We start from the raw sequence: 22,849 nt of genomic DNA on the forward strand, positions 1-22,849 counted from the left end.
GATCAGCACCCGGTTGCCGCGCCCGTTGCCGCGGGTGGTACCCCCAAGGGGTATAGGGTAGTGGCATGGAGCGGGTGATCGAGCTCGAGATCGGTGGGATGACGTGCGCCGCGTGCGCCAATCGCATCGAGAAGAAGCTGAACCGGATGGACGGCGTCACCGCGACGGTGAACTACGCCACCGAGAAAGCCCGCGCCACCGTGCCGGCCGTGCTCAGCGCCGCCGACCTCATCGCCGTCGTGGAGAAGACCGGGTACACCGCGGCCGAGCCCGCCCCGTCACCCGAGCCGGCCTCCGCCGACAAGAGGGACGCGCTTCGTGATCGGCTGCTGATCTCGGCGGTCCTCAGCGTGCCGGTCATCGTGCTGGCGATGGTCCCGGCCTGGCAGTTCGACTACTGGCAGTGGTTGTCGCTGACGCTGGCGGCGCCGGTTGTCGTCTACGGCGGGTGGACCTTCCACCGGTCGGCGTTCGTCAATCTGCGGCACGGCGCGGCCACCATGGACACGCTCGTCTCGATGGGCACGCTGGCCGCGTTCGGCTGGTCGTTGTGGGCGCTGTTCCTCGGCGACGCGGGCATGCCGGGCATGTCGCACCCGTTCTCGCTGACCGCCCGCGAGGGCGACGCCATCTATCTCGAGGCGGCCGCCGGCGTGACGACGTTCCTGCTGGCCGGGCGCTATCTGGAGGCAAGCGCCAAGCGGCACGCCGGGGACGCCCTGCGCGCGCTCCTCGACCTGGGGGCCAAGCACGTCACGGTGGTCGAGAACGGCTCCGAGCGGGTCGTCCCGGCCGCCGAGCTCGCGCCGGGTGCGCTTTTTCTCGTACGGCCGGGGGAGAAGGTCGCCACCGACGGTGTGGTCGTGGAAGGGGCGTCGGCCCTGGACGTCAGCCTGCTGACCGGCGAGTCGGCGCCGGTCGAGGTGCGGCCGGGCGATCCCGTCACCGGCGCCACGATGAACGCCGGCGGACGGCTGGTCGTGCGGGCCACGCGCGTCGGCGCCGACACGCAGCTGGCGCAGATGGCCCGGCTGGTCGAGGAGGCGCAGAACGGCAAGGCCGTCGTGCAGCGCCTGGCCGACCGCATCTCCGGCGTCTTCGTGCCGGTGGTCATCGGGCTGGCGATCGGGACGCTCGGCTTCTGGCTCGGCGCCGGCCAGGGGGCGACGACCGCCTTCACGGCCGCGGTCGCCGTGTTGATCATCGCCTGCCCCTGCGCCCTGGGCCTGGCCACCCCGACCGCCCTGCTGGCCGGCACCGGCCGGGGCGCCCAGATGGGAATCCTGATCCGGGGCGTCCAGGCGCTGGAGTCCACGCGCAAGGTCGACACGGTCGTGCTCGACAAGACCGGCACGGTCACCACCGGCCGGATGTCCGTGTCGTCGCTCGTGCCCGCCGATGCGGACACCTCGGGAGCCGACCTGCTGCGCCTGGCCGGAGCCGTCGAGGCCGCCTCGGAACACCCGATCGGCCGGGCCATCACCGAAGCCGCTCGGGCCGCGCTGGCGGCGCCGGAAGCCAAAGCCGCTCGGGCCGCGCTGGCGGCGCCGGAAGCCGATGCCGCTCGGGCCGCGCTGGCGGCGCCGGAAGCCGATGCCGCTCGGGCCGTGCTGGCGGCGCCGGTAGCCGAAGCCGGCCCGGCCGCCCTCGCGGCGCCGGAGGCGGGAGTTGGCCGGACCGTGGTCGCGGCTCCGGAGGCTTCGGGCGATGGGCGGCGGGTGCTGCCGGCTGTCTCCGATTTTCAGGCCACGGCCGGTGTCGGGGTGCACGGAACTGTCGAGGGGCGGCGGATCGCCGTGGCCGCGGGTGTGCCGGAGGGTGCGGACGACGCGGCCACGTGGGTCGCGGTGAGCGCCGACGGAAAGCCGCTGGGGTGGATCGCGCTGGCCGACACCGTGCGCCCGACCAGCGCGGCCGCCGTAGCCGGGCTGCGCCGGCTGGGGCTCACGCCGATGCTGGTCACGGGTGATTCGGCGGCGGTGGCGGCGCGGGTGGCGGCCGAGGTCGGGATCACCGAGGTCGAGGCGGGAGTGCTGCCGGCGGGCAAGGTCGACGTGGTCAAGCAGTTGCAGGCGCGGGGGCGGTCGGTGGCGATGGTTGGCGACGGCGTGAACGACGCGGCAGCGCTGGCTCAGGCCGACCTCGGGCTGGCCATGGGCGCGGGCTCCGACGTGGCCATCCAGGCCTCGGACCTCACGCTCGTGCGGGGGGATCTGACGGCCGCGGTGGACGCGGTCCGGCTGTCCCGGCGAACCCTCGGAATCATCCGGGGGAACCTGTTCTGGGCCTTCGCGTACAACGTCGCGGGTCTTCCGTTGGCCGCCGCGGGCCTGCTCAATCCCATGATCGCCGGCGGAGCCATGGCCTTCAGCTCGGTGTTCGTCGTGCTTAACAGCCTGCGCCTCCGAGGCTTCCGCCCGGCCTGATCGCCGGGGCGCGGCGGCGCGGACAAGGTGGGCGCATGCGCGGGGCGCGGGCAATGCGGGCGGCGTTCCGCGCTGAGCCGACGGGGTGGGCGGCTCAAGGGGGCAGGAACGCAGCGTGAGCCGGTCGCGGCGGATTGCTCCCGAAATCCCAGTGCCGCGCCCGGCTCACTGTCTGCGTCGCGAGGACTCGAACTGGTCCCGAAGGCCGAGTCGATTCGCGACGTCCCCAGACCCACCTGCGAACATGACGCTACGTGCCGGCGGGTGGGCCCGGGAAGATTCCGGTGAACGAAATGGCCGTTCGGACAGCCCAATATGGGCGACAGATCCGGCTTTTTCTGGACACCGAGGCATAAAACATGGTGCCCGATTACTCACCGTGAAGTTGACCAAGCGCTACCGACGGTGATCAATCGTCGCGGCGGACCGACTCGATCAGCGCAAGCACCTGGCGTAGCGCCGGTCGCAGCACCCGCAGCCTCGACAGTGACACCAGCCGGTCGATCAGCGGCACGGCCCCGTCGATCAGGCGCCTCGTGCGCCGCTGGCCGGGCGACTTGTCGTACACCCAGAAGAGAATGACCCCCATCCACCCGAGCCACAGCAGCTCGGGCAGTTCCTTGCGCAGCTCGGGGTCGAGCTTGGCCGTCGACCCGTCCACCACCTCGCGGAAGATCGCGATGGCGGCCTCGCGGGCCGGCGACGACTCGCGCGAGAACGGGCTGAGCGGCGACGACGGCTCGGCGGCCGACTTGAAGAACGTGGCCGCGAACGAGTGGTAGGGCGCGTTGACGTCGATTCCGGCATGCAGCACTCCGCGTAGCCGGGGCGCGAGCTCCTTCTCGTCGGCCAGCACCTGCTCGGCGGCCACCCGGTGGGCCGCCTGGTTGCGGTCGTAGAACCCCTGGATCAGGTGTTCCTTCGAGTCGAAGTAGTAGTACGCGTTCCCGACCGCGACCCCCGCCTCCTTCGCGATGGCCCGCATGGTCGTCTCGGTGTATCCCCGCTCCCGGAACAGGCGGAGGGCCGTCTCCAGAATCAGCTGCCGCGTCTGCTCGCCGCGAGCCCGACGGGGTTTCTCCGGCTCGACGGGATCAGCGGCAGCGGTCGTCACACCCGTCACCGTAGTACTCCGCCCCGGTCGCGCCGTCGCCAAACCCACCCGACCGCGTACGCTCCCGGACCGCCGACGCCGCCGCGACGAACCGCCTGGCCGTCGGCAGCAGCGCCGGCGAACTCATCCGCTCCGCCGTCCCGCGGTAATCGGCGAGCGCCCACAGGCAGGCCACCCACGCCCCGTCGCCCACGTAGACCGATCCGTCGTCCCCGATCACGGTCACGTCCCGCAGCGTCGCCTCGTGGTCGAGCCCGGGAAACCGCTGCCGGGCCTCCGGCGATCCCGCGGGCACGAACTCCAGCGGTACGAGTTGAGCCCGCCCCGACAACCACCGGCGAGCCGCCCGGCAGATCGGGCAGCCCGCGTCGTAGAGCACCGTGAAGCGCAGGATCGGCGTGACACTGGCGGGGAGGGCCCGGCCGCCCCCTCGTACGGCCGGGCCCTGGTTCTCGGTCATGCCCGTGCCGGGGGCGGCGGGTTCTGCGGGTGGAACGGCAGACGACCGGCCGGTGGCAGCGGCGGCACAGGCTGCTGCTGGCGCAGGCGTCCCCGCCGGTAGCGGCCGAGGAAGAAGACGTTCAGGAAGTGCAGAACGCCCAGGACGAGCAGCACCAGCCCGACCTTGCTGGACAGGGTCTCCAGCGCCTGGCTGGTGTCCGTGATCGACTGGCTCGACCGCATGGTGACCGTCACGTAGCCGAGGTTCAGCAGGTAGAAGCCCATCACCAGCAGCTGGTTGATCGCGCGGGCCAGCTTGTCGTCGGCGAAGACCTCGGTCAGGAAGACCAGCCCGTTGCGCGAGAGCGTCGTCGCCACCCAGACGGTGAGCCCGACGCTGACGACCAGGTACACCAGGTACATCCACACCTTCGGGTCCATCGGACCGCCCTTCTCGAACACGTTCAACTATTGCTGGCTCAGCGTAAGCCCGGTACTTGAACATGTTCAAGTGATGTGACGAGGAAGCCACCGCGACAACGCGGTGGCTTCCTCTACGCGTGGGCGAGGCCGAGGGCTTCGGCGGCGGCGCGACCGTTGGCCCGGCTGGCGCCGTGTGTGGTCACGAACGCCCGTACCCGCGCCGGCCGCCACGAAGACGGCCATCCCATCTCGACCACTCCGACCGCGTGCGCCGCGGCCAGCTGCTCGACCAGCGCCCGCGTCTCCGGCTTGCGGTGCGTGTGCCGGCCGACGATGACGATGGGCCGGGTCCCCGCGCGGGCGGTCAGATCTGAAGCCGAAGCGTCGGCGGCGACGATCTCGACCTGCTCGGTTCCGTTCAGGTGCGGCGCCAGGCCCCACGGCACGCGGCCCTCGGCGATCGAGTAGCCCGAGACGAGTTGCACCACCAGCGGTGACGCCAGCTCGTCCAATGAGCCCTCGATCCGGACGGCCCGGCGGGCGGCGGCCAATCCCAGGTCGTCGTCGTAGCTCAGCAGTGTGCGGTGCTTCGCCGTCCACGAGGCCAGTTCGGCCGTACGGGAGACCGCCTCCTCCAGCCGGGCGGCGGGGACGCCGGTGACGATGGCGCCCGCAACCGCCTCGACCAGCGCGGCGTCGACCTTCGCGCCGATGCAGAGCAGGTCGGCCCCGGCCGTCAGGGCCCGGACGGCAGCCTGCGGAATCCCGCCGGCCGAGGCTGCGGCGCCGGCCATCTCCAGCGCGTCGGTGATGATCGCGCCGCGGAAGCCCAGCTCGTCGCGCAGCAGGCCCTGGAGCGCGGCGCGGCTGAAGGCCGCCGGGTCGTCGCCGGTCAGGGCAGGCACGCGGATGTGGGCCGACATGACGGCCCGGGCCGAGGCGGTCACCGCGGCGAACGGCGGCAGGTCGCGTTCGCGCAGCACCTCGAGCGGCACGTCCACCGTGGGCAGCGAGAGGTGGGAGTCGGAGACGGTCGCGCCGTGCCCGGGGAAGTGCTTGGCGCACGCGGCCACGCCGGTCGACTGCAGGCCCTCGACGGCGGCGCGGGCGTGCCGGGCCACCAGCAGGGGGTCGGCGCCGAACGACCGTGTGCCGATGATCGGGTTGTCGTCGGCCGTGTTGACGTCGACCGTCGGGGCGAGGTCGAGGTTGATCCCGGCCGCGACGAGGTCGGCGCCGATCGCCGCGTACACCGCGCGGGTGAGGTTCTCGTCGTCCACCGCGCCGAGGGCGGCGTTCCCCGGGTACGGGCTGCCCGTGCGATGGGCGAGCCGGGTGACGTCCCCGCCCTCCTCGTCGATGGCGATCAGGGCGTCGTCGCGCCCCTCGCGCAGCCGGGCGGTGAGGCGGGCCACCTGCGCCGGGTCGGTCACGTTGGTGCCGAACAGCGTGTGACCGGCCAGGCCTTCGGCCAGCAGGGTCACCGCCCACTCGGGGGCGGTGTCGCCGGGGAACGCGGCCAGCAGGGTGCCGAGCGCGAGCCGGCGGAGTCCGGGGTCGATCGCCATGGTGTCCTTCCGATGACGTAAGTCTGGTCTGCACACCCTGCGAGCTGCCATGATCGCTCGGTGCCGGTCGCCGTGACGGGCGCCGCCAAACTAATAGGAAACAATCCTAAATTTATCCTAGGGGATCCTGCCATGGCCTCCACCCGCCTTCCGGGCACACCCCGGCTGCTGCGCGCGCTCAACGACCGCGCGGCGCTGGAACTGCTGCTCAACCGCGGTCCGCTGACCCGGGCCCAGCTCGGCGAGATGACCGGGCTGAGCAAGGTCACCGCGTCCCAGCTGGTGGAGCGGCTGGAGCAGCGGGGTCTGGTGCGCCGGGTGGGCGAGCAGGCGGGCGGTCGCGGTCCCAATGCCCAGTTGTACGCGGTGACGCCGGGCAGCGCTCACGTGATCGGCGTCGACGTCGGCCCCGATCGGGTGGTCGCGGCCTGTGCCGACATCACCGGTTCCATCATCGGTCGCGTCGAGCAGTCCACGAAAGACACCGACGACCCGGTCGGCGTGGTGCACAACGCCGTGGTCCAGGCGGCCACCGACGCCGGCACGGACATGAGCTCGGTCCGCCGGGTCGTGCTCGGCACCCCCGGCCTGGTCGACCCCGAGAGCGGCGAGATCTCGTTCGCCTGGGACCTGCCCCGCTGGCACCGCGGCCTGCTCGACGACCTGCGCCGCGATCTGCACACCCCGGTGGTCTTCGGCAACGACGTCAACCTGGCCGCCGTGGCCGAGTCGAGCACCGGCGCCGCCGCCGGGGTGAAGGACTTCGCGCTGATCTGGATCGGCCGCGGCGTCGGTCTGGCCAGTGTCATCGACGGCCGCCTGCACCAGGGCCACACCGGCGCGGCCGGCGAGATCGGCTACCTGCCCGTGGCCGGGGCTGAGGTGCCGCGGCACCTGGCGCGCAAGGCGAGCAAGGGTGGTGTGCGGGGCGCCTTCCAGAGCATCGCGGGCGCCGACGCGGTCAAGGCGATCGGCAAGAAGTACGGCTTCCGCGGCATCGAGGGAGCCGATGTCGTGCGGGACGCCGTCGCTGCGGGCCCGGCCGGCGAGCCGGTGCTCGACGAGTTGGCCGCCCGGCTGGCCCTCGGCGTGGCCGCCACCTGTGTGGTGCTCGACCCGCCGCTCGTTGTGCTGGCCGGCGAGGTGTCCCAGGCCGGCGGTCCGGCGTTGGCGGCCCGGGTCGAGAACGAGGTCGCCACGATCACGCTGGTCAATCCCAAGGTGGTGATCACCGGGGTCGAGGCCGAGCCGGTGCTGCACGGCGCGTTGCACACCGCGCTGGACGCGGTACGCGATGAGGTGTTCGGGTCGACCACCGGCTGAGATCACGCAGGGCTGCGTGGTTGGATGGACGCGTGCCACAGCCTGCCGTGACTCAGCCCGACGAAGACACCGTGATCGCCTTTGACAAGGTCAGCGTGATCCGGAGCGGAAGCCATCTGGTCCGCAACCTGTCCTGGCAGGTCGAGCTGGACGAACGCTGGGTGGTGCTGGGCCCCAACGGCGCCGGCAAGACCACCCTGCTCAACCTGGCCGCGGGCCGGCTGCACCCGTCGCGCGGCACGGCCTGGGTGCTCGGCGAGCGCCTCGGCCGCACCGACATCAACGAGCTGCGCACCCGCATCGGGCTGGCTACCGGCCAGTTCGCCGAGCGGGTGCCGGCGGGCGAGCGCGTGCTCGACGTCGTGGTCACCGCCGCGTGGTCGGTGGTGGGCCGCTGGCGCGAGTCGTACGACCCGCTCGACGAGTCCCGCGCGCGGCAGCTGCTCGACCAGCTCGGCATGGGTCCGCTGGCCGAACGCGACTTCACCACGCTGAGCGAGGGCGAGCGCAAGCGCACGCTGATCGCCCGGGCGCTGATGACCGACCCCGAGCTGATGCTGCTCGACGAGCCCGGCGCCGGGCTCGACCTGGGCGGCCGGGAGGATCTGATCGCCCGGCTCACCGAGCTGGCCCTCGACCCCGACTCGCCGGCCATGGTGCTGGTCACCCACCACGTCGAGGAGATCCCGCCCGGCTTCACCCACGGCCTGCTGCTGCGCGAGGGCACGATCGTCGCGGCCGGCCTGCTGGGTGAGGTCATGACGGCCGAGAACCTGAGTAAGACGTTCGGCCTGCCGCTGGTCGTCGACCGATTCGGCGATCGCTACGCGGCCCGGGCGGCCTGAGCCGTGGCGCCGCGCATCGTGGTCGCCGGCAGCGCCAACATGGACCTGGTCGGCCTGGCGCCGCGCCTGCCCCGTCCGGGTGAGACCGTGCTCGGCGACGAGTTCGTGATGATGGCCGGCGGCAAGGGCGCCAACCAGGCGATCGCCGCGGCCCGGGCCGGCGGTCACACCGTCTTCCTGGGGGCGATCGGCTCAGACGCGTTCGGGGTCAACCTGAACGCCCGGCTCAACGGGGCCGGCGTCGACATGCAGCACGTCCGCACCAGCTACGGTCCGTCCGGCGTGGCGGTCATCATGGTCGACCGCGACGGCGAGAACTCGATCCTCGTCGCGCCGGGCGCCAACAACACGTTCGTCGGGCTGACCGAGGCCGAACAGGCCGCGATCGCCGCCGGTGACGTGCTGCTCTGCCAGCAGGAGATCCCGGTCGAGACGGTGGTGGCGGCGGCCCGCGCGGCCCGCTCCGGCGGCACCCGCATGATCCTCAACGCGGCGCCCGCCCGCGAGCTGCCCGACGAGCTGCTGGCCGACATCGACCTGCTGGTGGTCAACGAGGTCGAGGCGCTCATGGTGGCCGGCGGTGATTCGATCGACGTGCCCAAGCTGCTCTCGATGGTGCCGCGGGTCGTGCTCACGCTGGGCGGCAGCGGTTCGCGCTACGCCGATCGCGAGGGTCGCGACGAGACGGTGCCCGCCTTCGGAGTCGAAGTCACCGACACCACCGCAGCCGGCGACGCGTTCACCGGGGCGCTCGCCGTGGCCTGGGGTGAGGGCCGTGACCTGGTCGAGGCGGTGCGCTGGGCCAATGCGGCCGGGGCGGCCTGCGTACGCCGGGTCGGCGCGTCCAACGCGCTGCCGACCCGCGACGAGATCGACGAGGTCTACCGGACCGGTTAGCTCTGGCGGGCCGTGCTGACGAACCGGTTGACCTCGGACCGCAGCACCTCGGCGAGCTGGGAGAGCCCGGTCATGCCGTGCGCGCTGCCACCGTCGACGGCGGCCGCGATGCCGTTCACCAGCCCGCTCATCTCCCGGATGCTGTTGGTGACCGTCTCGAGCACGGCCACCGCGTCCGCGGCCACCTCCTGCACCGTGTTGACCTGCCCCATGATCTCGTCGCTGGACGAGCTGGTCTCCGCGGCCAGGGTCTTCACCTCGCCCGCGACCACGCTGAAGCCGCGCCCGGCGTCGCCCGCCCGGGCCGCCTCGATGGTCGCGTTCAGCGCGAGCAGCCGGGTCTGCTTGGCCACCTGGTTGATCAGGTCCACCGCCGTCCGGATCTGGTCGGACGCGGTCCGCAGCGACGTCACCGTGGCCAGACCGCGCTCGGCCTCGGTGACCGCCTCACGGGCGAAGTCGGCCAGGCTGTTGGTGGACGCGCCCATCTCGGTGGCCGCCGTGGCGACCTGCTCCGAGACGGTCAGCACGGCCGACTCCAGCTCGTCGGCCAGCGCGACCCGGGCCTGGGCCGCCTCGGCGACCCGGGCCGCGGTCTGGCTCATGGCCACGATCGACGCCGAGATCTGCTCGGCCGCCGACCGGAACGCGCCGGACAGGCCGCGGGTCAGGATGCGCCGGTGGAACCGTCCCTCGGCGGCAGCGGCCGAGGCGGCGCCGGCCTCGCGCACGAAGGCGTCGCTCATGTCGAGCAGGCTGTTGAGCGCGGTGCGGGCGGCGATCGCCTCGTCGGTGTCGCCGATCGCGGGCAGGCGGGCCTCGAGGTCGCCGGCGGTGGCCCGGCGGCAGACCTCGGCGATGGTGGCCAGGACGGCGTCGGTCATCAGCGCGTCCCGCTGGTGAGGGCCCAGATGAACTCGTCATACGTGCGGCCCCCGAGTTCGGCCTGGAGCGCCTGCCAACCGGCCTCGACCGCGGCGGGCTTGGAGGTGTGCTGCTGTTCGGCCGAGCGGATGCGGTCGTACAGCCGGCGGACCTCGGCCACCACGGACGGTTCGGGCAACCGCCGGTTGGAGTGGTAACCGACCAGCCTGCCGTCGGCCGAGAACGACGGCGTGACGTGCGCGTACACCCAGTAGTGGGCGCCGTCGGCAGCCATGTTCACCACGTAGGCGAAGATCTCCTCCCGCCGCCCCAGCGTGTCCCAGAGCAGCTTGAAGACGGCGCGGGGCATGTCGGGGTGCCGGATGATGTTGTGCGGCTGCCCGATCGCCTCCTGTTCGGTGAGCGCCGAGGTGCGCAGGAAGACCTCATTCGCGTACGTGAGGATGCCGCGCGGGTCCGTCTTGGTGACGATGATCTCGTCGGCGCCGAAGGTGCGCTCGACCCCGGTGGGGCCCTGGGTGATGGTCGTTCTCATGATGTTTCGATACTCACCGAAATTTGACCGGTCCGGCGGTGGTTCCGGGAAGTCCGGCGGGTCAGCGGGCCACGCGACGGGCCCAGAGCACGAGCGGCACCTGGAACGGCAGCCGTCCGTAGGCGATCGCGCGCCGCACCGGTGAGGCGTCGCGCGAGTCCACTGCCATCTGGACGTTCGCCGGGAAGACGCCGACGAAGAGCCCGGCCGCGGCCAGAGCGCCGGCGCGGCGGGTGCGGGGGTGCGCGATGGCGGCGGCACACGCCAGCTCGGCTGCGCCGCTCAGATAGGTCCAGGTGCGGCGCCGGCCGGGCAGCGAGCGCGGCACGATCGAGTCGAACGGGCGGGGCACGGCGAAATGCAGCACCCCCATGGTGGCGAGCATTCCGGCCAGGGCGGCGGCGTCCTTCTTCATCGGAACGACATTACCGGCGGGTAGCCGGTTCCAGGGCGCGCTGCAGGGCTCGGTAGATGCGGCCGAACCGGGCCGCGTCGGGGGTGCTCAGCAGCAGCAGGTCGCCGGTGGGCGTACGGGCCCAGATCTCTCGCACCCGGCTGCCGCGGTCGTAGGACCGGTCGACCCGCTCGAGCAGCACGTCAGCCAGCGGCACAACGCCGAAGCCGATCAGCACGCCGCCGCCGATCAGGGCGATCGTGGTGCTGGTGGAGGCGTCGATGACCAGGGCGACCGCCACCGCGAGCAGCCCGACCACAAGGGGGGTGAGGATGGCGAAGCCGACCGCGCCCCGGCCGGCGATGGTGCCCCATGAGCGCCGGCCGCGCGTGTGCCACACCTGAAGCAACTCGCTCAGGCGCAGCTCGCGGCCGTTGACGCGGACGCCGGCCGAGGTGACCCACACGTCCGGGTCGCGGTAGTACGTGGTCACACCCTTCTTTTTACCCGTCGTAGGCTGACCTGAACCAACACTCAGGAGGCCTGCGTGGGCGAGTTCGTGACGCTCGAGACAACCGACGGCATCGGCACGATCCGGCTGGATCGGCCGCCGATGAACGCGCTCAATACCCAGTTGCAGGAGGAGCTGCGGGCGGCCGCACATGCCGCCACCGAGGACGAGCAGGTCAAGGCCGTCATCGTGTACGGCGGCGAGAAGGTCTTCGCGGCCGGTGCCGACATCACCGAGTTCACCCAGGTCGGCTACCCCGAGATGGCGGTTCGGGCGGCCGCGCTCTCCAGCGCGTTCGACGCCGTGGCCCGCATCCCCAAGCCGGTCGTCGCGGCGATCACGGGCTACGCCCTGGGTGGTGGCTGCGAACTCGCGCTGGCCTGCGACTGGCGGGTCGTGGCGGCCGACGCCAAGCTCGGGCAGCCCGAGATCAAGCTGGGCATCATCCCCGGCGCGGGCGGCACCCAGCGGCTCGCCCGGCTGATCGGTCCGGCCCGGGCCAAGGATCTGATCTTCTCGGGCCGCATGGTCGACGCCGAGGAGGCGCTGCGCATCGGCCTGGCCGACCGGGTGGCGCCCGCGGCCGAGGTGTTCGAAACGGCGCGGGCGCTGGTCCGGCCGTACGTGACCGGTCCGTCCCTGGCCCTGCGGGCGGCCAAACTGGCCGTCGACGGCGGGCTGAACACCGATCTGGCGTCCGGCCTCGCGCTCGAGTCGCAGCTGTTCGCCGGTCTGTTCGCCACCGCCGACCGGATCGAGGGCACCACGGCGTTTGTGGAGAAGCGTAAGCCCACATTTACGGGGCGTTAGCCCTCGACCACATCGATCGCTTGCCATAAAGTCCGACGGGTGGAACCGGTTCCGGTCACGCGCACAGTGCGGCGCACTGTGCGCATGGCCGTGGCGCTGGTGGTCGGCCAGGCGTTGTTGTGCGCGCTGATCGGCTGGCTGACCCTCGGCCGATCACACTCCGCGCCGTCCGGGCCGCCCGGCTCGGTGGTCGACCAGATGGCGGCGCCTCCGCCGGTCGATCGGGCGCCACCCTCAGCGCGGGCGGTGATCGCCCCGACCACCCAGGCCCGCCAGCCCGCCCCCGTCACCACCACGACCACGCGGTCCGCTCCGCGTAAGGCTGCTTCGTCGGCCGCTCCCGAACGCCCCGCCACCACACCGCCCGCGACCCGTAAGCCGTCGCCGATCAGCATCGCGCCCGAGCCGCCGGAACTCGTGCCGCCCGAACCGCCCGCGACCACCGCGCCGTCCACCACCGCGCCGGCGGCCACTCCGTCGCCGACCGCGACCCGCACCACGCCGGCCCCCAGCATCTCGCCCGGCCGGGTGCAGCGGCCGGTCCGGGTGGGGGACGAATGCCGTCCCGCGGGTGCTTATGGGCGAACCGCCGACGGTGCGCTCGTGCGCTGCCTGCGGGAGTGGGGACACGGCCCGCGCTGGAAGATCGTGTAACGACCACGACCCCCTAGACTCAGGGAATGGCCATCGACCAAGGTGAGCCGAAGCACGCGCTGGGAGTGGACTTCGGCACCTCGAACACCGTCGCGGTGGCGCGCTGGCCCGACGGCCGCGCGCGCCCGATCCTGGTCGACGGATCGCCGCTGCTGCCCTCGGCCGTCTTCGCCGAGGCCGACGGCACGCTGGTGGTCGGCCGCGACGCGGTGCACAGCGCCCGCATCGACCCGGTGCGCTTCGAGCCCAACCCCAAGCGCCGCATCGACGACGGCCTCGTGCTGCTGGGCGAGCAGGAGTTCCCGGTCGTCGAGCTGATCGCTGCCGTGCTGGCCCGGGTGGCCGAGGAATGGCACCGCGCGGTCGGCCCGGTCACCCCCGACGTCACCCTGACCTGCCCCGCGACCTGGGGTTCGACGCGCCGCTCACTGCTGGCGGACGCCGCCGCCCGGGCCGGGCTGACCGGCGCCCGGCTGGTCGTCGAGCCGGTCGCCGCGGCCACCTACTTCGCCGAGGTGCTGGGCCGCGACGTGCCGATCGGCTCGGTCGTGGTGGTCCACGACTTCGGGGCCGGCACGTTCGACGCCAGCGTGGTGGCCCGCACCGCCTCCGGCTTCGAGGTCATGGCGGTCGACGGCCGCGACGACATCGGCGGCCTCGACGTGGACGCGGCGATCGTCGAACACCTGCGCACCAGCGAGTGGCAGCGGCTGCTCGAGCCGTCCACGGCCCAGGAACGCCGGGCCCAGCGCCAGCTGTGGGAAGAGGTGCGGATCGCCAAGGAGCGCCTGTCCCGCGCCCAGTCGGCCGAGTTCGTGGTGCCGCTGCTCGACACCGAGGTGCACCTCACCCGCGACGAGCTCGAGAAGCTGGCCCGGCCGGTGCTGGAACAGACCGTCCGGGTCACCAAGGGCCTGCTCGACTGGGCCGACCTGCCCGACGGGCGCCTGGCCGGCGTCTTCCTGGTCGGCGGGGCGAGCCGGATCCCGCTGGTGGCCACGCTGCTGCACCGTGAGCTGGGCGAGGCGCCGGTGGTGATCGAGCAGCCGGAGCTGGTGGTGGCCGAGGGCAGCATCCTGGCCGAGGCGGCGATGCTGGCGACCGGGGCGTCGGCGCCGGGCCCGACCTCCGAGCTGCGGCTGGTCTCGACCGGGCGGGCCGAGTCGGCCACCGTACGGGTCCCCGCCGCGTCCGTCCGGGTGCCGGGCACCACCGGCCTGCAGCCGCCGGTCGACCCGTGGCCGGACGCCGACCACAGCAGCTGGGTGCCCGACCCGCACGCCACCGTGCCCACCCCCAAGCCGGTCTTTCACCCGCCGGCCGCCCCGGCATCGCCCGGCCCGGTCACCTCCCGCCCGGTCACGTCGCGTCCGATCACGTCCCGGCCCGTCACGCCGCGCCCAGCGTCGTCGCCGCCGACCTTCCACGCCCGGCCGCCGGCCCGGGTGGAGCAGGCCGTCCGCCGTCAACGCAAGCGCACCGGCGGCTTTCTGCGCTTCGTCCAGATCCTGCTCAGCATCCTGGTCATGATCGCTGTGCCGGTGGCCGCGCTGGTGATCGCGTACGGCTACGGCAACGGCTACCCGATCCGGACCGACATCGAGAACCTGATCAGCGATCTGGGCGACCTGCTCGGAATCTGAGGGTCGTTCATCTTTACGGCCGTGCCGGGTAGCGTGCCCGGGGAACCGGCAACGGCGCGAGGGGAGCACGGCATGGCAGAGGTGATCGAGGGTCACGGCGGCGAACTGGCGCTGGCCGCGGCCCGGGCGTTCGGTGTGAACGAGATGTTCACCCTGTCGGGCGGGCACGTGTTCCCGCTCTACGACGCCGCGCACAAGACCGGCTTCCCGATCTACGACGTGCGCCACGAGCAGACCGCCGTCTTCGCGGCCGAGGCTGTCGCCAAGCTCCAGCGGCGCCCCGGCCTCGCGGTGCTCACGGCCGGCCCGGGCGTGACCAACGGCATCTCCGGCCTGACCAGCGCGTTCTTCAACGCCTCGCCGGTGCTGGTGCTCGGCGGCCGGGCGCCCGCCTTCCGCTGGGGGTCGGGCAGCCTGCAGGAGTTCGACCACGTGCCCCTGGTCGCCCCGATCACCAAGTACGCGGGCACGGTGACCGACACCGACAGCATCCCCGGCGAGGTGCGGGCCGCCCTGACCGCCGCGCTGACCGCCCACCGGGGTCCGGCCTTCCTCGATCTGCCGCTCGAGATCGTCTTCTCGACCGGCGAGGCCGCCGCGCCCGGAGCGCCGGCCGTCCCGGTGCTCGAGGCCGACCCCGACGAGGTGTCCCGCGCGGCCACGCTGCTCGCCGCGGCCGCCCGTCCGGTGATCATCGCGGGCTCCGACGTCTGGGGCGGCGACGCGATCGCCGAACTGCGGGCCGCCGCCGAGGCGTTGCAGGTGCCGGTCTTCACCAACGGCATGGGCCGCGGCGCGCTCCCGCCGTCGCACCCGCTCGCCTTCGCCAAGGCCCGCCGCCCCGCCCTCAACGAGGCCGACGTGGTCTGCGTGATCGGCACCCCGCTCGACTTCCGGCTCGGCTTCGGCGAGTTCGGGGCGGCGCAGGTGGTGCACATCGTGGATGCCCCCAGCCAGCGCGCGACGCACGTCGAGACGGCCGTGTCGCCCGCGGGTGACCTGCGGCGCATCCTCGCGGCGATCGCCGACCACGCCGGCGACCGGGCCGACCACGCCGAATGGATCGAGGGGTTGCGGACGGCCGAGGACGCGGGCAAGGCGCGCGACGCCGAGGCGATGGCGGCCGAGACCGACCTCATCAAGCCGGCCCGCATCTACGGCGAGCTGCGCAAGGTCCTCGCGGCCGACGCCGTGACCATCGGCGACGGCGGTGACTTCGTCTCGTACGCGGGCCGTTATCTCGAGCCGTCCCAGCCCGGCACCTGGCTCGACCCGGGGCCGTACGGATGTCTCGGCACCGGCATGGGCTACGCGATGGGCGCCCGGGTGACCTATCCCGACCGCCAGATCTGCGTGCTCATGGGGGACGGGGCCGCCGGCTTCTCGCTGATGGACGCGGAGTCGCTGGTCCGGCAGGGACTCCCGGTCGTCATGGTGGTCGGCAACAACGGCATCTGGGGGCTCGAGAAACACCCCATGCAGGCCATGTACGGCTACGACGTCGCGGCCGACCTGCAGCCGGGGCTCCGCTACGACGACGTCGTCAAGGCGCTCGGCGGCGCGGGGGAGACCGTCGAGAAGGCGGCCGAGATCGGCCCCGCCCTCGAGCGTGCCTTCAGCGCCGGGGTGCCCTACCTGGTCAACGTGCTGACCGACCCCGGCGACGCCTACCCCCGCTCGTCCAACCTCGCCTAGGCCGAGCCCTGGGGCTTGTCGGGCTCCTCGTTCTTCAGTTCCTTCTCCCACTCGGCGAGCGCCTCACGCTCACGACGGGACTGCTCGGTGTCGACCGAGCGCAGGAAGTCGGGGTCGTCGTCCGGCGCGGAGGGAGCGCGGCGCCGGCGCGGCACCGTGCCCTCTTCGGGCGCGGGCAGCGGGCGACCCCAGAGGAAGTAGGCGAGGGGGCCGAGCAAGGGGATGAGAAGGATCACCAGCACCCACACCAGACGCGGCGCGTTGCGGACGCGGGCGGCCGACAGACAGCTGATCAGCGCCAGCACGAAGAGCACCAGCTGCACGGCAGCGAGAAGGATGAACAACCGGACCATGTGGCAATGATGACGCGCGTCGGCCGATCCGGCGACGATCAGAGCATGACAACCAGACCGGCGACCGCGGCGAGGGCCACGGTGATCAACGCGTACGCCGGGATTGTCCGCCGTCCCGGGTGGGGCGGGTGCTGCCGCAGGGCCCGCGCCCGGCGGTAGGCGATCGCCACCAGGGCCGACCAGCCGAGCCCGCTGAGCGCTGCCGTGGTCCACTGCGGAACACCGGCGTCGGGGTGAAAAGCCGGACGGGCGGCGAGCAGGCCGACGACCGCGGCCGACAGCGCGGTGCGCCGCCAGGCGAAGCGGGTGCGCTCGGCGGACGCGCCGTGGTCGGGCGTCCACTCCGCGCTCGCTTCGCCGCCTGGGTGATCGCTCACTCCGCGGCCTGGATGATCACCGCGACCACTACGGCGGCTGCGCCGAGCGCGACCACCACGGCCAGGACGGCTGGGAACCGGGAGCCGGGCAGTTCCTGGCCGAGGCGCATGGCCCGTTCGGTGCGGGCCCAGTGGTCGACCGCGCGCAACGCGACCAGGCCGCCCAGCACGAGCAGGACGACGGCCATGATCTCGCGCAGGTACGGGATGGGCAGCGGCGGCAGGAACTGGGCGACGCCGAGCCCGCCCGCGATCAGCGCCAGGCCGGTGCGGATCCAGGCCAGGAAGGTGCGCTCGTTGGCCAGCGAGAAGCGGTAGTCGGGGGCGCGGCCGACCGTGGGGGTCTTCTCGGGATCGATCCATTGCCGCAGGGCACCGAACACGTAAGGGATTATTGACCTTCCAGGTCGAGAAGGTGCATCCACAGCATGCGGACTTGGTCACTCACGCAGGCCTCGCGGGGCCGGCCGCACCGGCAGTAGGGCGAATCGGAGCTCACCCGGCCATGGGTGTTCAGCACGGGCACGGGGCCGCGTGGTAGACGATGTGAGGCGGACGGAAGCAATCCGTCGGCCACCGGAGTGATTCGGCCGGACATTTCGTACACCTCCCGGTACCGACTGTAGCCAGCGGGCGGACGGATCGGGTGAGGTGAGTCACTCTGGGTGGCCGACACGCCTAAGCTACCGACGGGTAACCTGTCGGGAGGCGTCCGGCCGCATTGGTGCGTTCACAACAGGAGGTCGTAGGAGCGCGATGAACATCGTCGTACTGGTCAAGCAGGTGCCCGACTCCGGTGCCGAGCGCACCCTGAGCCCTTCGGACAACACGGTCGAGCGTGCCTCGGCCAACAACGTCATCAACGAGATGGACGAGTACGCCATCGAAGAGGCGTTGAAGATCAAGGAGGCGCACGGCGGCGAGGTCACCGTCCTCACGATGGGGCCGGCCGGTGCGACCGAGTCCATCCGCAAGGCGTTGTCGATGGGCCCCGACAAGGCCGTGCACATCTCCGACGACGCGCTGCACGGCTCGTGCGCCGTCGCCACCTCCAAGGTGCTGGCCGCGGCCCTCGGCACGCTCAACGCCGACCTGGTGCTCTGCGGCGCCGAGTCGACCGACGGCCGCGTGCAGGTCATGCCCCACATGCTGGCCGAGCGGCTCGGCATCGCGGCGCTGACCGGCGCCCGCAAGCTCACGGTGGACGGCACGCAGCTGACCGCCGAGCGCCAGACCGACGAGGGCTACGAGGTCGTCACGGCGGCCACCCCGGCCGTGGTCAGCGTGTGGGACACGATCAACGAGCCCCGCTACCCGTCCTTCAAGGGCATCATGGCCGCCAAGAAGAAGCCGGTGCAGGCGCTCTCGCTGGCCGACCTGGGCATCGCCGGCGACGAGGTGGGCACGGCCGGGGCCACCAGCGCCGTGGTCGAGTTCTCCAAGCGCCCGCCGCGTTCGGCCGGCGCCAAGGTCACTGACGAGGGCGACGGCGGCACGCAGCTGGTCACGTACCTCGCCACCGAGAAGTTCGTCTGAGCCCGGGGGAGAGGGAATCATGGCTGAAGTTCTGGTTGTCGTCGAGAACGGCATCAAGAAGGTCACGCTCGAGATGCTGACCATCGCGCGCGGGCTCGGCGAGGTCTCGGCGGTCGTGTTCGGCGAGGCCGACACGGCCAAGCTCGGCGAGTACGGCGCGGCCAAGGTCTACGTCGCGTCCGGTGACGACGTCGAGGGTTACCTGGTCGCCCCGAAGGCGGCCGTGCTGGCCGGCCTCGTACGCGAGAAGCAGCCCGCCGCCGTCCTGCTGGCCTCCACCCAGGAGGGCAAGGAGATCGCCGGCCGACTGGCCGTCAAGCTCGACAACGGGCTGCTGACCGACGCGGTCGAGGTGGCCGCCGACGGCACCGCGACCCAGGTCGTCTTCGCCGGCTCGGGCATCGTGAAGTCGAAGGTCACGCGCGGCCTGCCGATCGTGACGATCCGCCCCAACTCGGTCACGCCGTCGCCCGCGCCGGCCGACGCCGCCGTTTCGTCGCTGGACGTCACGGTCAGCGACAGCGACAAGCTGACCAAGGTCGTCGAGCGCGTGGTCGAGCAGAAGGGCTCGCGCCCCGAGCTCACCGAGGCCTCGATCGTCGTCTCCGGCGGCCGTGGCGTGGGCAACGCCGACAACTTCAAGCTGGTCGAGGAGCTGGCCGACCTGCTCGGCGGCGCCGTCGGCGCGTCCAGGGCCGCGGTCGACTCGGGCTACTACCCGCACCAGTTCCAGGTGGGTCAGACCGGCAAGACCGTTTCCCCGCAGCTGTACGTGGCTCTGGGCATCTCCGGCGCGATCCAGCACCGGGCCGGCATGCAGACCTCGAAGACGATCGTCGCCGTCAACAAGGACGCCGAGGCGCCCATTTTCGAGCTCGCCGACTACGGCGTGGTCGGCGACCTGTTCAAGGTCGTGCCCCAGGCGGCCGACGAGATCCGCAAGCGCAAGTAATCCCCGTCACCAGACGGCCCGGCGCCGAGCGCCGGGCCGTTCTGTGTCGCGGGGCGAGGCATAAGCTTGGACCCTGATGGCCTACTTGGATCACGCTGCGACCACGCCGATGCTCGACGAGGCGCTGGCGGCATATGTGGCAGCGGCCCGCGAGGTCGGTAACCCGTCGTCCCTGCACGCGGCCGGGCGGCATGCCCGGCGCCTGGTCGAGGAGTCGCGCGAGCGCATCGCGGCCGCCCTCGGCGCCCGGCCGTCCGAGGTGATCTTCACCAGCGGCGGCACCGAGAGCGACAATCTCGCGCTCAAGGGCATCTTCTGGGCCCGGCGGGCCGGCTCGCTCAACCGCAGCCGGGTGGTCGCCTCCGCGGTCGAGCACCACGCCGTGATGGACAGCGCCGACTGGCTCGGCGCCCACGAGGGCGCCCAGCTGAGCTGGCTGCCGGTCGACGGCACGGGCCGGGTCGACCCGGCCGCGCTGGCCGAGCTGATCGAGGCGTACGGGGAAGAGATCGCCGTCATCAGCGTGCAGTGGGCCAACAACGAGGTCGGCACCGTGCAACCGGTGGCCGAGCTGGCACGCCTCGCCGCCCAGGCGGGCATCCCCTTCCACACCGACGCGGTGCAGGCGCTGGGCCAGGTGCCGGTCGACTTCGCGACCAGTGGCGCCGCCGCCATGACCGTCACCGGGCACAAGGTCGGCGGCCCGGCCGGGGTGGGTGCGCTGCTGCTCGGCCGCGACGTGAACTGCACCCCGCTGCTGCACGGCGGCGGCCAGGAACGCGACGTGCGCTCGGGGACGCTCGACACGGCCGGGGTGGCGGCCTTCGCCACGGCGGTCGAGGCGACGGTCAAGAGCCAGGCCGCGTACGCGTTGCGGGTCGGAGCCCTGCGCGACGAGCTCGTCGACAGGGTGCGGGCCGCGGTTCCCGACGCCATCCTCAACGGCGCCCCGGACGACCGGCTGCCCGGAAACGCCCACTTCAGCTTCCCCGGCTGCGAGGGCGACGCGTTGCTGCTGCTCCTCGACGCGTCCGGCGTCTGCTGCTCGACCGGGTCGGCCTGCTCGGCCGGCGTGGCGCAGCCCAGCCACGTGCTGCTCGCCATGGGCGCCGACGAGGACCGCGCCCGCTCGTCGCTGCGCTTCACCCTCGGGCACACCAGCACCTCCGCCGACATCGACGAACTGCTGGCCGCGCTGCCCGGCGCGGTCGAGCGCGCCCGCCGGGCCACCGCCTGGAAAACTCCCCGTTAGGCTTGGTCCCATGCGAGTTCTTGCGGCAATGTCGGGCGGCGTCGATTCCGCCGTCGCCGCCGCGCGCGCCCACGACGCCGGCCACGACGTCACCGGGGTGCATCTGGCGCTGGCGCGTAACCCCCAGACCTATCGCACGGGAGCGCGCGGCTGCTGCACGCTGGAAGATTCCCGCGACGCCCGCCGCGCCGCCGACGTGATCGGCATCCCGTTCTACGTGTGGGACATGGCCGACCAGTTCCACGCGAACGTCGTCGACGACTTCGTCGCCGAGTACGCGGCCGGCCGCACCCCCAACCCGTGCCTGCGCTGCAACGAAAAGATCAAGTTCGAGGCGGTGCTCGACCGCGCGGTCGCGCTCGGTTTCGACGCCGTCGTCACCGGCCACCACGCCCGCCTCGACGGCGAGGGCCGGCTGCGCCGCAGCGTCGACGAGGGCAAAGACCAGTCGTACGTGCTGGCCGTGCTCACCCAGGGCCAGCTCGACCGGGCCGTCTTCCCGCTCGGCGACTCCACCAAGGCCCAGGTGCGCGAGGAAGCAGCCGCCCGTGGGCTGGCCGTGGCCGACAAGCCCGACTCCCATGACATCTGCTTCATCGCCGACGGCGACACCAAGGGCTTCCTCCAGCGGCAGCTGGGCGACGCCCCGGGCGACATCGTCGACGGCCGCACCGGCGAGCGGCTGGGCAGCCACAACGGCGCCTACGGCTACACGATCGGCCAGCGCAAGGGTCTCGACCTGCGCGTGCCCGCCGCCGACGGCCGCCCGCGCTACGTGCTGTCGATCACCCCGGTGACCAACACGGTCACCGTCGGCCCGCGCGAGGATCTCGAGGTCGGGGTCGTCACCGCGTCCAAGGTGATCTGGCACGGCACGTCCACCCCGGTGGAATGCGAGGTGCAGCTGCGGGCTCACGGCGAGGTCTACCCGGCCACGGTGACCGTCGAGGACGACACCCTGACCGCCCGCCTGGCGTCACCCGCCCGGGGCGTCGCGGCCGGGCAGGCGATCGTGGCCTACCAGCGCTCCGACGAGGGCGACGTCGTGCTCGGCTCGGCGACGATCACCGCTTCGGCGCCCCTGCTGACCGCGCATGCCTGACTTCCCGTGGGCCGCGGGCTCGGCCACCGGTGTCGGGTCGCTCCCGGGCACCGACATCGCCGAGGCCCAGCGCGTCGTCTTCGGCGAGCTGCCCGAGCTGCCGCACCTGGCCGAACTGCCCGCCCGCGGACCCGGGGCCGACATCATCGGCCGCAGCGCCGGCTTCCTGGTCGAGCTGCCGGTGCAGCTCTACGCCGGGCAGTGGCAGATCGCGCCCCGCCCCGGCCGAGACCAGCGGCGCACGGCCGACCTGCTGGAACGCGACCTCGACCAGCTCACCGAGCAGGGCGAGAGATACACCGGCCCGCTCAAGGTGCAGTCGGCCGGGCCGTGGACGCTCGCCGCGAGCATCGACCGCCCGATCGGCGGGCGGCTGCTGCGTGACGCGGGCGCCGTCCGCGACCTCACCGACTCGCTCGCCGAGGGGCTGAAGCGGCACATCGACGACGTGCGCAAGCGGCTCCCGCGGGCCGAGGTGCTGCTGCAGCTCGACGAGCCGTCGCTGCCGGCCGTGCTGGCCGGTCGCGTGCCGACCGAGAGCGGCCTGAGCGCCTACCGCGCGGTGCCCTCACCCGACGCGGCGAAAGCCCTGCGGGTGGTGACCGAGGCAGTGGGCGTGCCGGTCATCGCGCACTGCTGCGCTCCCGACGTTCCGTTGCAGGCTTTCCGGGACGCCGGCGCGGCCGCTGTCGCCCTCGACCTGTCCCTGGTGAAAGACCTCGACCCGCTGGGCGAGGCGATCGAGGCGGGGCTCGGGCTCTTCGCCGGCGCCGCGCCGACGATGCCGCCGGCGGCCGGAAGGATCGACGGCAAGATGGTGGCCGACCGCGTCGCGACGCTGTGGAAGCGGCTCGCGTTCCCCCCGGCCCAGCTGCCCCGGCAGGTGGTCATCACCCCGGCTTGCGGCCTGGCCGGCGCATCCCCGGCGTATGCCCGCGCCGCCCTGACCGCGTGCCGCGAGGCGGCCCGCCGGCTCGCCGAGGTCTGACCCGCCGCGAGCGCAGGATCCGCCGCGAACGCGGATCCGCCTCGAACACAGGGCCCGGCCTCGAACACAGGGCCCGCCCCAACACAGGGCCCGCCCTCCCAGGGGGCCCCCGCCACTGCCATCAG

24 protein-coding genes are annotated in these 22,849 nt (G+C 72.6%); 13 read left to right on the top strand and 11 right to left on the bottom strand.

Annotation, left to right across the window (positions count from 1 at the left end; all coding sequences use genetic code 11):
* Nucleotides 1-65 precede the first annotated feature (65 nt).
* Nucleotides 66-2,426, top strand: a complete 2,361-nt coding sequence (locus KXC43_RS11025; RefSeq protein ID WP_221375884.1) for a heavy metal translocating P-type ATPase — start codon at nt 66-68, stop codon at nt 2,424-2,426.
* A gap of 409 nt (nt 2,427-2,835) precedes the next feature.
* Here the strand turns inward: KXC43_RS11025 and KXC43_RS11030 are convergent, their stop codons facing one another.
* From KXC43_RS11030 to KXC43_RS11045, 4 genes are all read right to left on the bottom strand, one after another.
* Nucleotides 2,836-3,540 carry a TetR/AcrR family transcriptional regulator gene (locus KXC43_RS11030; RefSeq protein ID WP_221375885.1) on the bottom strand — a complete coding sequence of 235 codons (705 nt, stop codon included), beginning with the start codon at nt 3,538-3,540 and terminating at the stop codon, nt 2,836-2,838.
* Nucleotides 3,521-4,000, bottom strand: a complete 480-nt coding sequence (locus KXC43_RS11035; protein ID WP_221375886.1) for a thiol-disulfide oxidoreductase DCC family protein — start codon at nt 3,998-4,000, stop codon at nt 3,521-3,523. The genes KXC43_RS11030 and KXC43_RS11035 overlap by 20 nt, the downstream gene beginning before the upstream one ends.
* A complete protein-coding gene (locus KXC43_RS11040) occupies nt 3,997-4,422 on the bottom strand; it encodes a hypothetical protein (RefSeq protein ID WP_221375887.1) in 426 nt (141 codons plus the stop codon). The genes KXC43_RS11035 and KXC43_RS11040 overlap by 4 nt, the downstream gene beginning before the upstream one ends.
* Before the next feature lie 113 nt (nt 4,423-4,535).
* Complete coding sequence (locus KXC43_RS11045; RefSeq protein WP_221375888.1) at nt 4,536-5,972, bottom strand: glycoside hydrolase family 3 protein; 1,437 nt, start codon at nt 5,970-5,972, stop codon at nt 4,536-4,538.
* 132 nt (nt 5,973-6,104) lie between these two features.
* Here KXC43_RS11045 and KXC43_RS11050 point away from each other — a divergent pair, with 132 nt between their 5' ends.
* From KXC43_RS11050 to KXC43_RS11060, 3 genes are read left to right on the top strand one after another with little or no spacing between them, the layout of a single operon-like run.
* Nucleotides 6,105-7,295, top strand: a complete 1,191-nt coding sequence (locus tag KXC43_RS11050) for an ROK family transcriptional regulator (protein WP_221375889.1) — start codon at nt 6,105-6,107, stop codon at nt 7,293-7,295.
* Nucleotides 7,292-8,140 carry an ABC transporter ATP-binding protein gene (locus tag KXC43_RS11055; RefSeq protein WP_221376027.1) on the top strand — a complete coding sequence of 283 codons (849 nt, stop codon included), beginning with the start codon at nt 7,292-7,294 and terminating at the stop codon, nt 8,138-8,140. The genes KXC43_RS11050 and KXC43_RS11055 overlap by 4 nt, the downstream gene beginning before the upstream one ends.
* Nucleotides 8,141-8,143: 3 nt before the next feature.
* On the top strand, nt 8,144-9,037 hold the full coding sequence (locus KXC43_RS11060) for a ribokinase (RefSeq protein WP_221375890.1): 894 nt from the start codon (nt 8,144-8,146) through the stop codon (nt 9,035-9,037).
* On the opposite strand, the gene KXC43_RS11065 is transcribed toward KXC43_RS11060, so the two are convergent.
* The 4 genes from KXC43_RS11065 to KXC43_RS11080 all read right to left on the bottom strand — a co-directional run bounded on the left by KXC43_RS11065 (nt 9,034) and on the right by KXC43_RS11080 (nt 11,344).
* Nucleotides 9,034-9,921, bottom strand: a complete 888-nt coding sequence (locus tag KXC43_RS11065; RefSeq protein ID WP_221375891.1) for a methyl-accepting chemotaxis protein — start codon at nt 9,919-9,921, stop codon at nt 9,034-9,036. The genes KXC43_RS11060 and KXC43_RS11065 overlap by 4 nt on opposite strands.
* Nucleotides 9,921-10,457, bottom strand: coding sequence for a PAS domain-containing protein (locus KXC43_RS11070; RefSeq protein WP_221375892.1), 537 nt, complete (start codon nt 10,455-10,457; stop codon nt 9,921-9,923). Before KXC43_RS11070 ends, KXC43_RS11065 begins: the two co-directional genes overlap by 1 nt.
* Nucleotides 10,458-10,518: 61 nt before the next feature.
* Nucleotides 10,519-10,872, bottom strand: a complete 354-nt coding sequence (locus tag KXC43_RS11075; RefSeq protein WP_221375893.1) for a DoxX family protein — start codon at nt 10,870-10,872, stop codon at nt 10,519-10,521.
* 10 nt (nt 10,873-10,882) lie between these two features.
* Nucleotides 10,883-11,344, bottom strand: coding sequence for a DUF6232 family protein (locus KXC43_RS11080; RefSeq protein WP_221375894.1), 462 nt, complete (start codon nt 11,342-11,344; stop codon nt 10,883-10,885).
* 54 nt (nt 11,345-11,398) lie between these two features.
* Between KXC43_RS11080 and KXC43_RS11085 the strand changes: the two genes are divergently transcribed.
* The 4 genes from KXC43_RS11085 (at nt 11,399) to KXC43_RS11100 (ending at nt 16,164) form a co-directional block, all read left to right on the top strand.
* The gene (locus KXC43_RS11085; protein ID WP_221375895.1) at nt 11,399-12,172 is read left to right on the top strand and encodes an enoyl-CoA hydratase/isomerase family protein; all 774 of its coding nucleotides are present in this window, start codon (nt 11,399-11,401) and stop codon (nt 12,170-12,172) included.
* Between the two features lie 39 nt (nt 12,173-12,211).
* Nucleotides 12,212-12,826, top strand: a complete 615-nt coding sequence (locus tag KXC43_RS11090; protein ID WP_221375896.1) for a hypothetical protein — start codon at nt 12,212-12,214, stop codon at nt 12,824-12,826.
* 26 nt (nt 12,827-12,852) lie between these two features.
* A complete protein-coding gene (locus KXC43_RS11095; RefSeq protein ID WP_221375897.1) occupies nt 12,853-14,469 on the top strand; it encodes an Hsp70 family protein in 1,617 nt (538 codons plus the stop codon).
* 72 nt (nt 14,470-14,541) lie between these two features.
* Entirely contained in the window at nt 14,542-16,164 is a 1,623-nt protein-coding gene (locus KXC43_RS11100) for an acetolactate synthase (protein WP_221375898.1), read from the top strand.
* Here the strand turns inward: KXC43_RS11100 and KXC43_RS11105 are convergent.
* Genes KXC43_RS11105 through KXC43_RS11115 form a run of 3 tightly spaced genes read right to left on the bottom strand, consistent with a single transcriptional unit; the run spans nt 16,161 to nt 17,277 of the window.
* The gene (locus KXC43_RS11105; protein ID WP_221375899.1) at nt 16,161-16,517 is read right to left on the bottom strand and encodes a PLDc N-terminal domain-containing protein; all 357 of its coding nucleotides are present in this window, start codon (nt 16,515-16,517) and stop codon (nt 16,161-16,163) included. The two genes, KXC43_RS11100 and KXC43_RS11105, sit on opposite strands and share 4 nt — an antisense overlap.
* 38 nt (nt 16,518-16,555) lie before the next feature.
* The gene (locus KXC43_RS11110) at nt 16,556-16,894 is read right to left on the bottom strand and encodes a DUF202 domain-containing protein (protein WP_221375900.1); all 339 of its coding nucleotides are present in this window, start codon (nt 16,892-16,894) and stop codon (nt 16,556-16,558) included.
* Nucleotides 16,891-17,277: a YidH family protein gene (locus tag KXC43_RS11115; RefSeq protein ID WP_221375901.1), complete on the bottom strand. Its 387-nt coding sequence runs from the start codon at nt 17,275-17,277 to the stop codon at nt 16,891-16,893. Before KXC43_RS11115 ends, KXC43_RS11110 begins: the two co-directional genes overlap by 4 nt.
* Before the next feature lie 373 nt (nt 17,278-17,650).
* On the opposite strand from KXC43_RS11115, the gene KXC43_RS11120 reads away from it, so the two are divergent.
* The 5 genes from KXC43_RS11120 to KXC43_RS11140 all read left to right on the top strand — a co-directional run bounded on the left by KXC43_RS11120 (nt 17,651) and on the right by KXC43_RS11140 (nt 22,724).
* Entirely contained in the window at nt 17,651-18,430 is a 780-nt protein-coding gene (locus tag KXC43_RS11120; protein ID WP_221375902.1) for an electron transfer flavoprotein subunit beta/FixA family protein, read from the top strand.
* A gap of 19 nt (nt 18,431-18,449) precedes the next feature.
* Entirely contained in the window at nt 18,450-19,382 is a 933-nt protein-coding gene (locus KXC43_RS11125) for an electron transfer flavoprotein subunit alpha/FixB family protein (protein WP_221375903.1), read from the top strand.
* Between the two features lie 76 nt (nt 19,383-19,458).
* Entirely contained in the window at nt 19,459-20,634 is a 1,176-nt protein-coding gene (locus KXC43_RS11130; RefSeq protein ID WP_221375904.1) for a cysteine desulfurase family protein, read from the top strand.
* A 10-nt stretch (nt 20,635-20,644) separates the two neighbouring features.
* Nucleotides 20,645-21,736 carry a tRNA 2-thiouridine(34) synthase MnmA gene (gene mnmA, locus KXC43_RS11135; RefSeq protein WP_221375905.1) on the top strand — a complete coding sequence of 364 codons (1,092 nt, stop codon included), beginning with the start codon at nt 20,645-20,647 and terminating at the stop codon, nt 21,734-21,736.
* Nucleotides 21,729-22,724 (top strand): methionine synthase, encoded by a 996-nt coding sequence (locus tag KXC43_RS11140; RefSeq protein ID WP_221375906.1) that lies wholly within the window; start codon nt 21,729-21,731, stop codon nt 22,722-22,724. The genes mnmA and KXC43_RS11140 overlap by 8 nt, the downstream gene beginning before the upstream one ends.
* Nucleotides 22,725-22,849: the final 125 nt, after the last annotated feature.

Source organism: Paractinoplanes polyasparticus (assembly GCF_019710575.1).
GTDB classification, from domain to species: domain Bacteria; phylum Actinomycetota; class Actinomycetes; order Mycobacteriales; family Micromonosporaceae; genus Actinoplanes; species Actinoplanes polyasparticus.

What these genes read in the sequence shown, in the direction of transcription:
- KXC43_RS11045 (WP_221375888.1), bottom strand. Translation starts at nt 5,972, where the DNA reads ATGGCGATCGACCCCGGACTCCGCCGGCTCGCGCTCGGCACCCTGCTG.
- KXC43_RS11130 (WP_221375904.1), top strand. Translation starts at nt 19,459, where the DNA reads ATGGCCTACTTGGATCACGCTGCGACCACGCCGATGCTCGACGAGGCG.
- KXC43_RS11075 (WP_221375893.1), bottom strand. Translation starts at nt 10,872, where the DNA reads ATGAAGAAGGACGCCGCCGCCCTGGCCGGAATGCTCGCCACCATGGGG.
- KXC43_RS11095 (WP_221375897.1), top strand. Translation starts at nt 12,853, where the DNA reads ATGGCCATCGACCAAGGTGAGCCGAAGCACGCGCTGGGAGTGGACTTC.
- KXC43_RS11100 (WP_221375898.1), top strand. Translation starts at nt 14,542, where the DNA reads ATGGCAGAGGTGATCGAGGGTCACGGCGGCGAACTGGCGCTGGCCGCG.
- KXC43_RS11120 (WP_221375902.1), top strand. Translation starts at nt 17,651, where the DNA reads ATGAACATCGTCGTACTGGTCAAGCAGGTGCCCGACTCCGGTGCCGAG.
- KXC43_RS11140 (WP_221375906.1), top strand. Translation starts at nt 21,729, where the DNA reads ATGCCTGACTTCCCGTGGGCCGCGGGCTCGGCCACCGGTGTCGGGTCG.
- KXC43_RS11050 (WP_221375889.1), top strand. Translation starts at nt 6,105, where the DNA reads ATGGCCTCCACCCGCCTTCCGGGCACACCCCGGCTGCTGCGCGCGCTC.
- KXC43_RS11065 (WP_221375891.1), bottom strand. Translation starts at nt 9,921, where the DNA reads ATGACCGACGCCGTCCTGGCCACCATCGCCGAGGTCTGCCGCCGGGCC.
- KXC43_RS11125 (WP_221375903.1), top strand. Translation starts at nt 18,450, where the DNA reads ATGGCTGAAGTTCTGGTTGTCGTCGAGAACGGCATCAAGAAGGTCACG.
- KXC43_RS11040 (WP_221375887.1), bottom strand. Translation starts at nt 4,422, where the DNA reads ATGGACCCGAAGGTGTGGATGTACCTGGTGTACCTGGTCGTCAGCGTC.
- KXC43_RS11105 (WP_221375899.1), bottom strand. Translation starts at nt 16,517, where the DNA reads ATGGTCCGGTTGTTCATCCTTCTCGCTGCCGTGCAGCTGGTGCTCTTC.
- KXC43_RS11070 (WP_221375892.1), bottom strand. Translation starts at nt 10,457, where the DNA reads ATGAGAACGACCATCACCCAGGGCCCCACCGGGGTCGAGCGCACCTTC.
- KXC43_RS11035 (WP_221375886.1), bottom strand. Translation starts at nt 4,000, where the DNA reads ATGACCGAGAACCAGGGCCCGGCCGTACGAGGGGGCGGCCGGGCCCTC.
- KXC43_RS11025 (WP_221375884.1), top strand. Translation starts at nt 66, where the DNA reads ATGGAGCGGGTGATCGAGCTCGAGATCGGTGGGATGACGTGCGCCGCG.
- mnmA (WP_221375905.1), top strand. Translation starts at nt 20,645, where the DNA reads ATGCGAGTTCTTGCGGCAATGTCGGGCGGCGTCGATTCCGCCGTCGCC.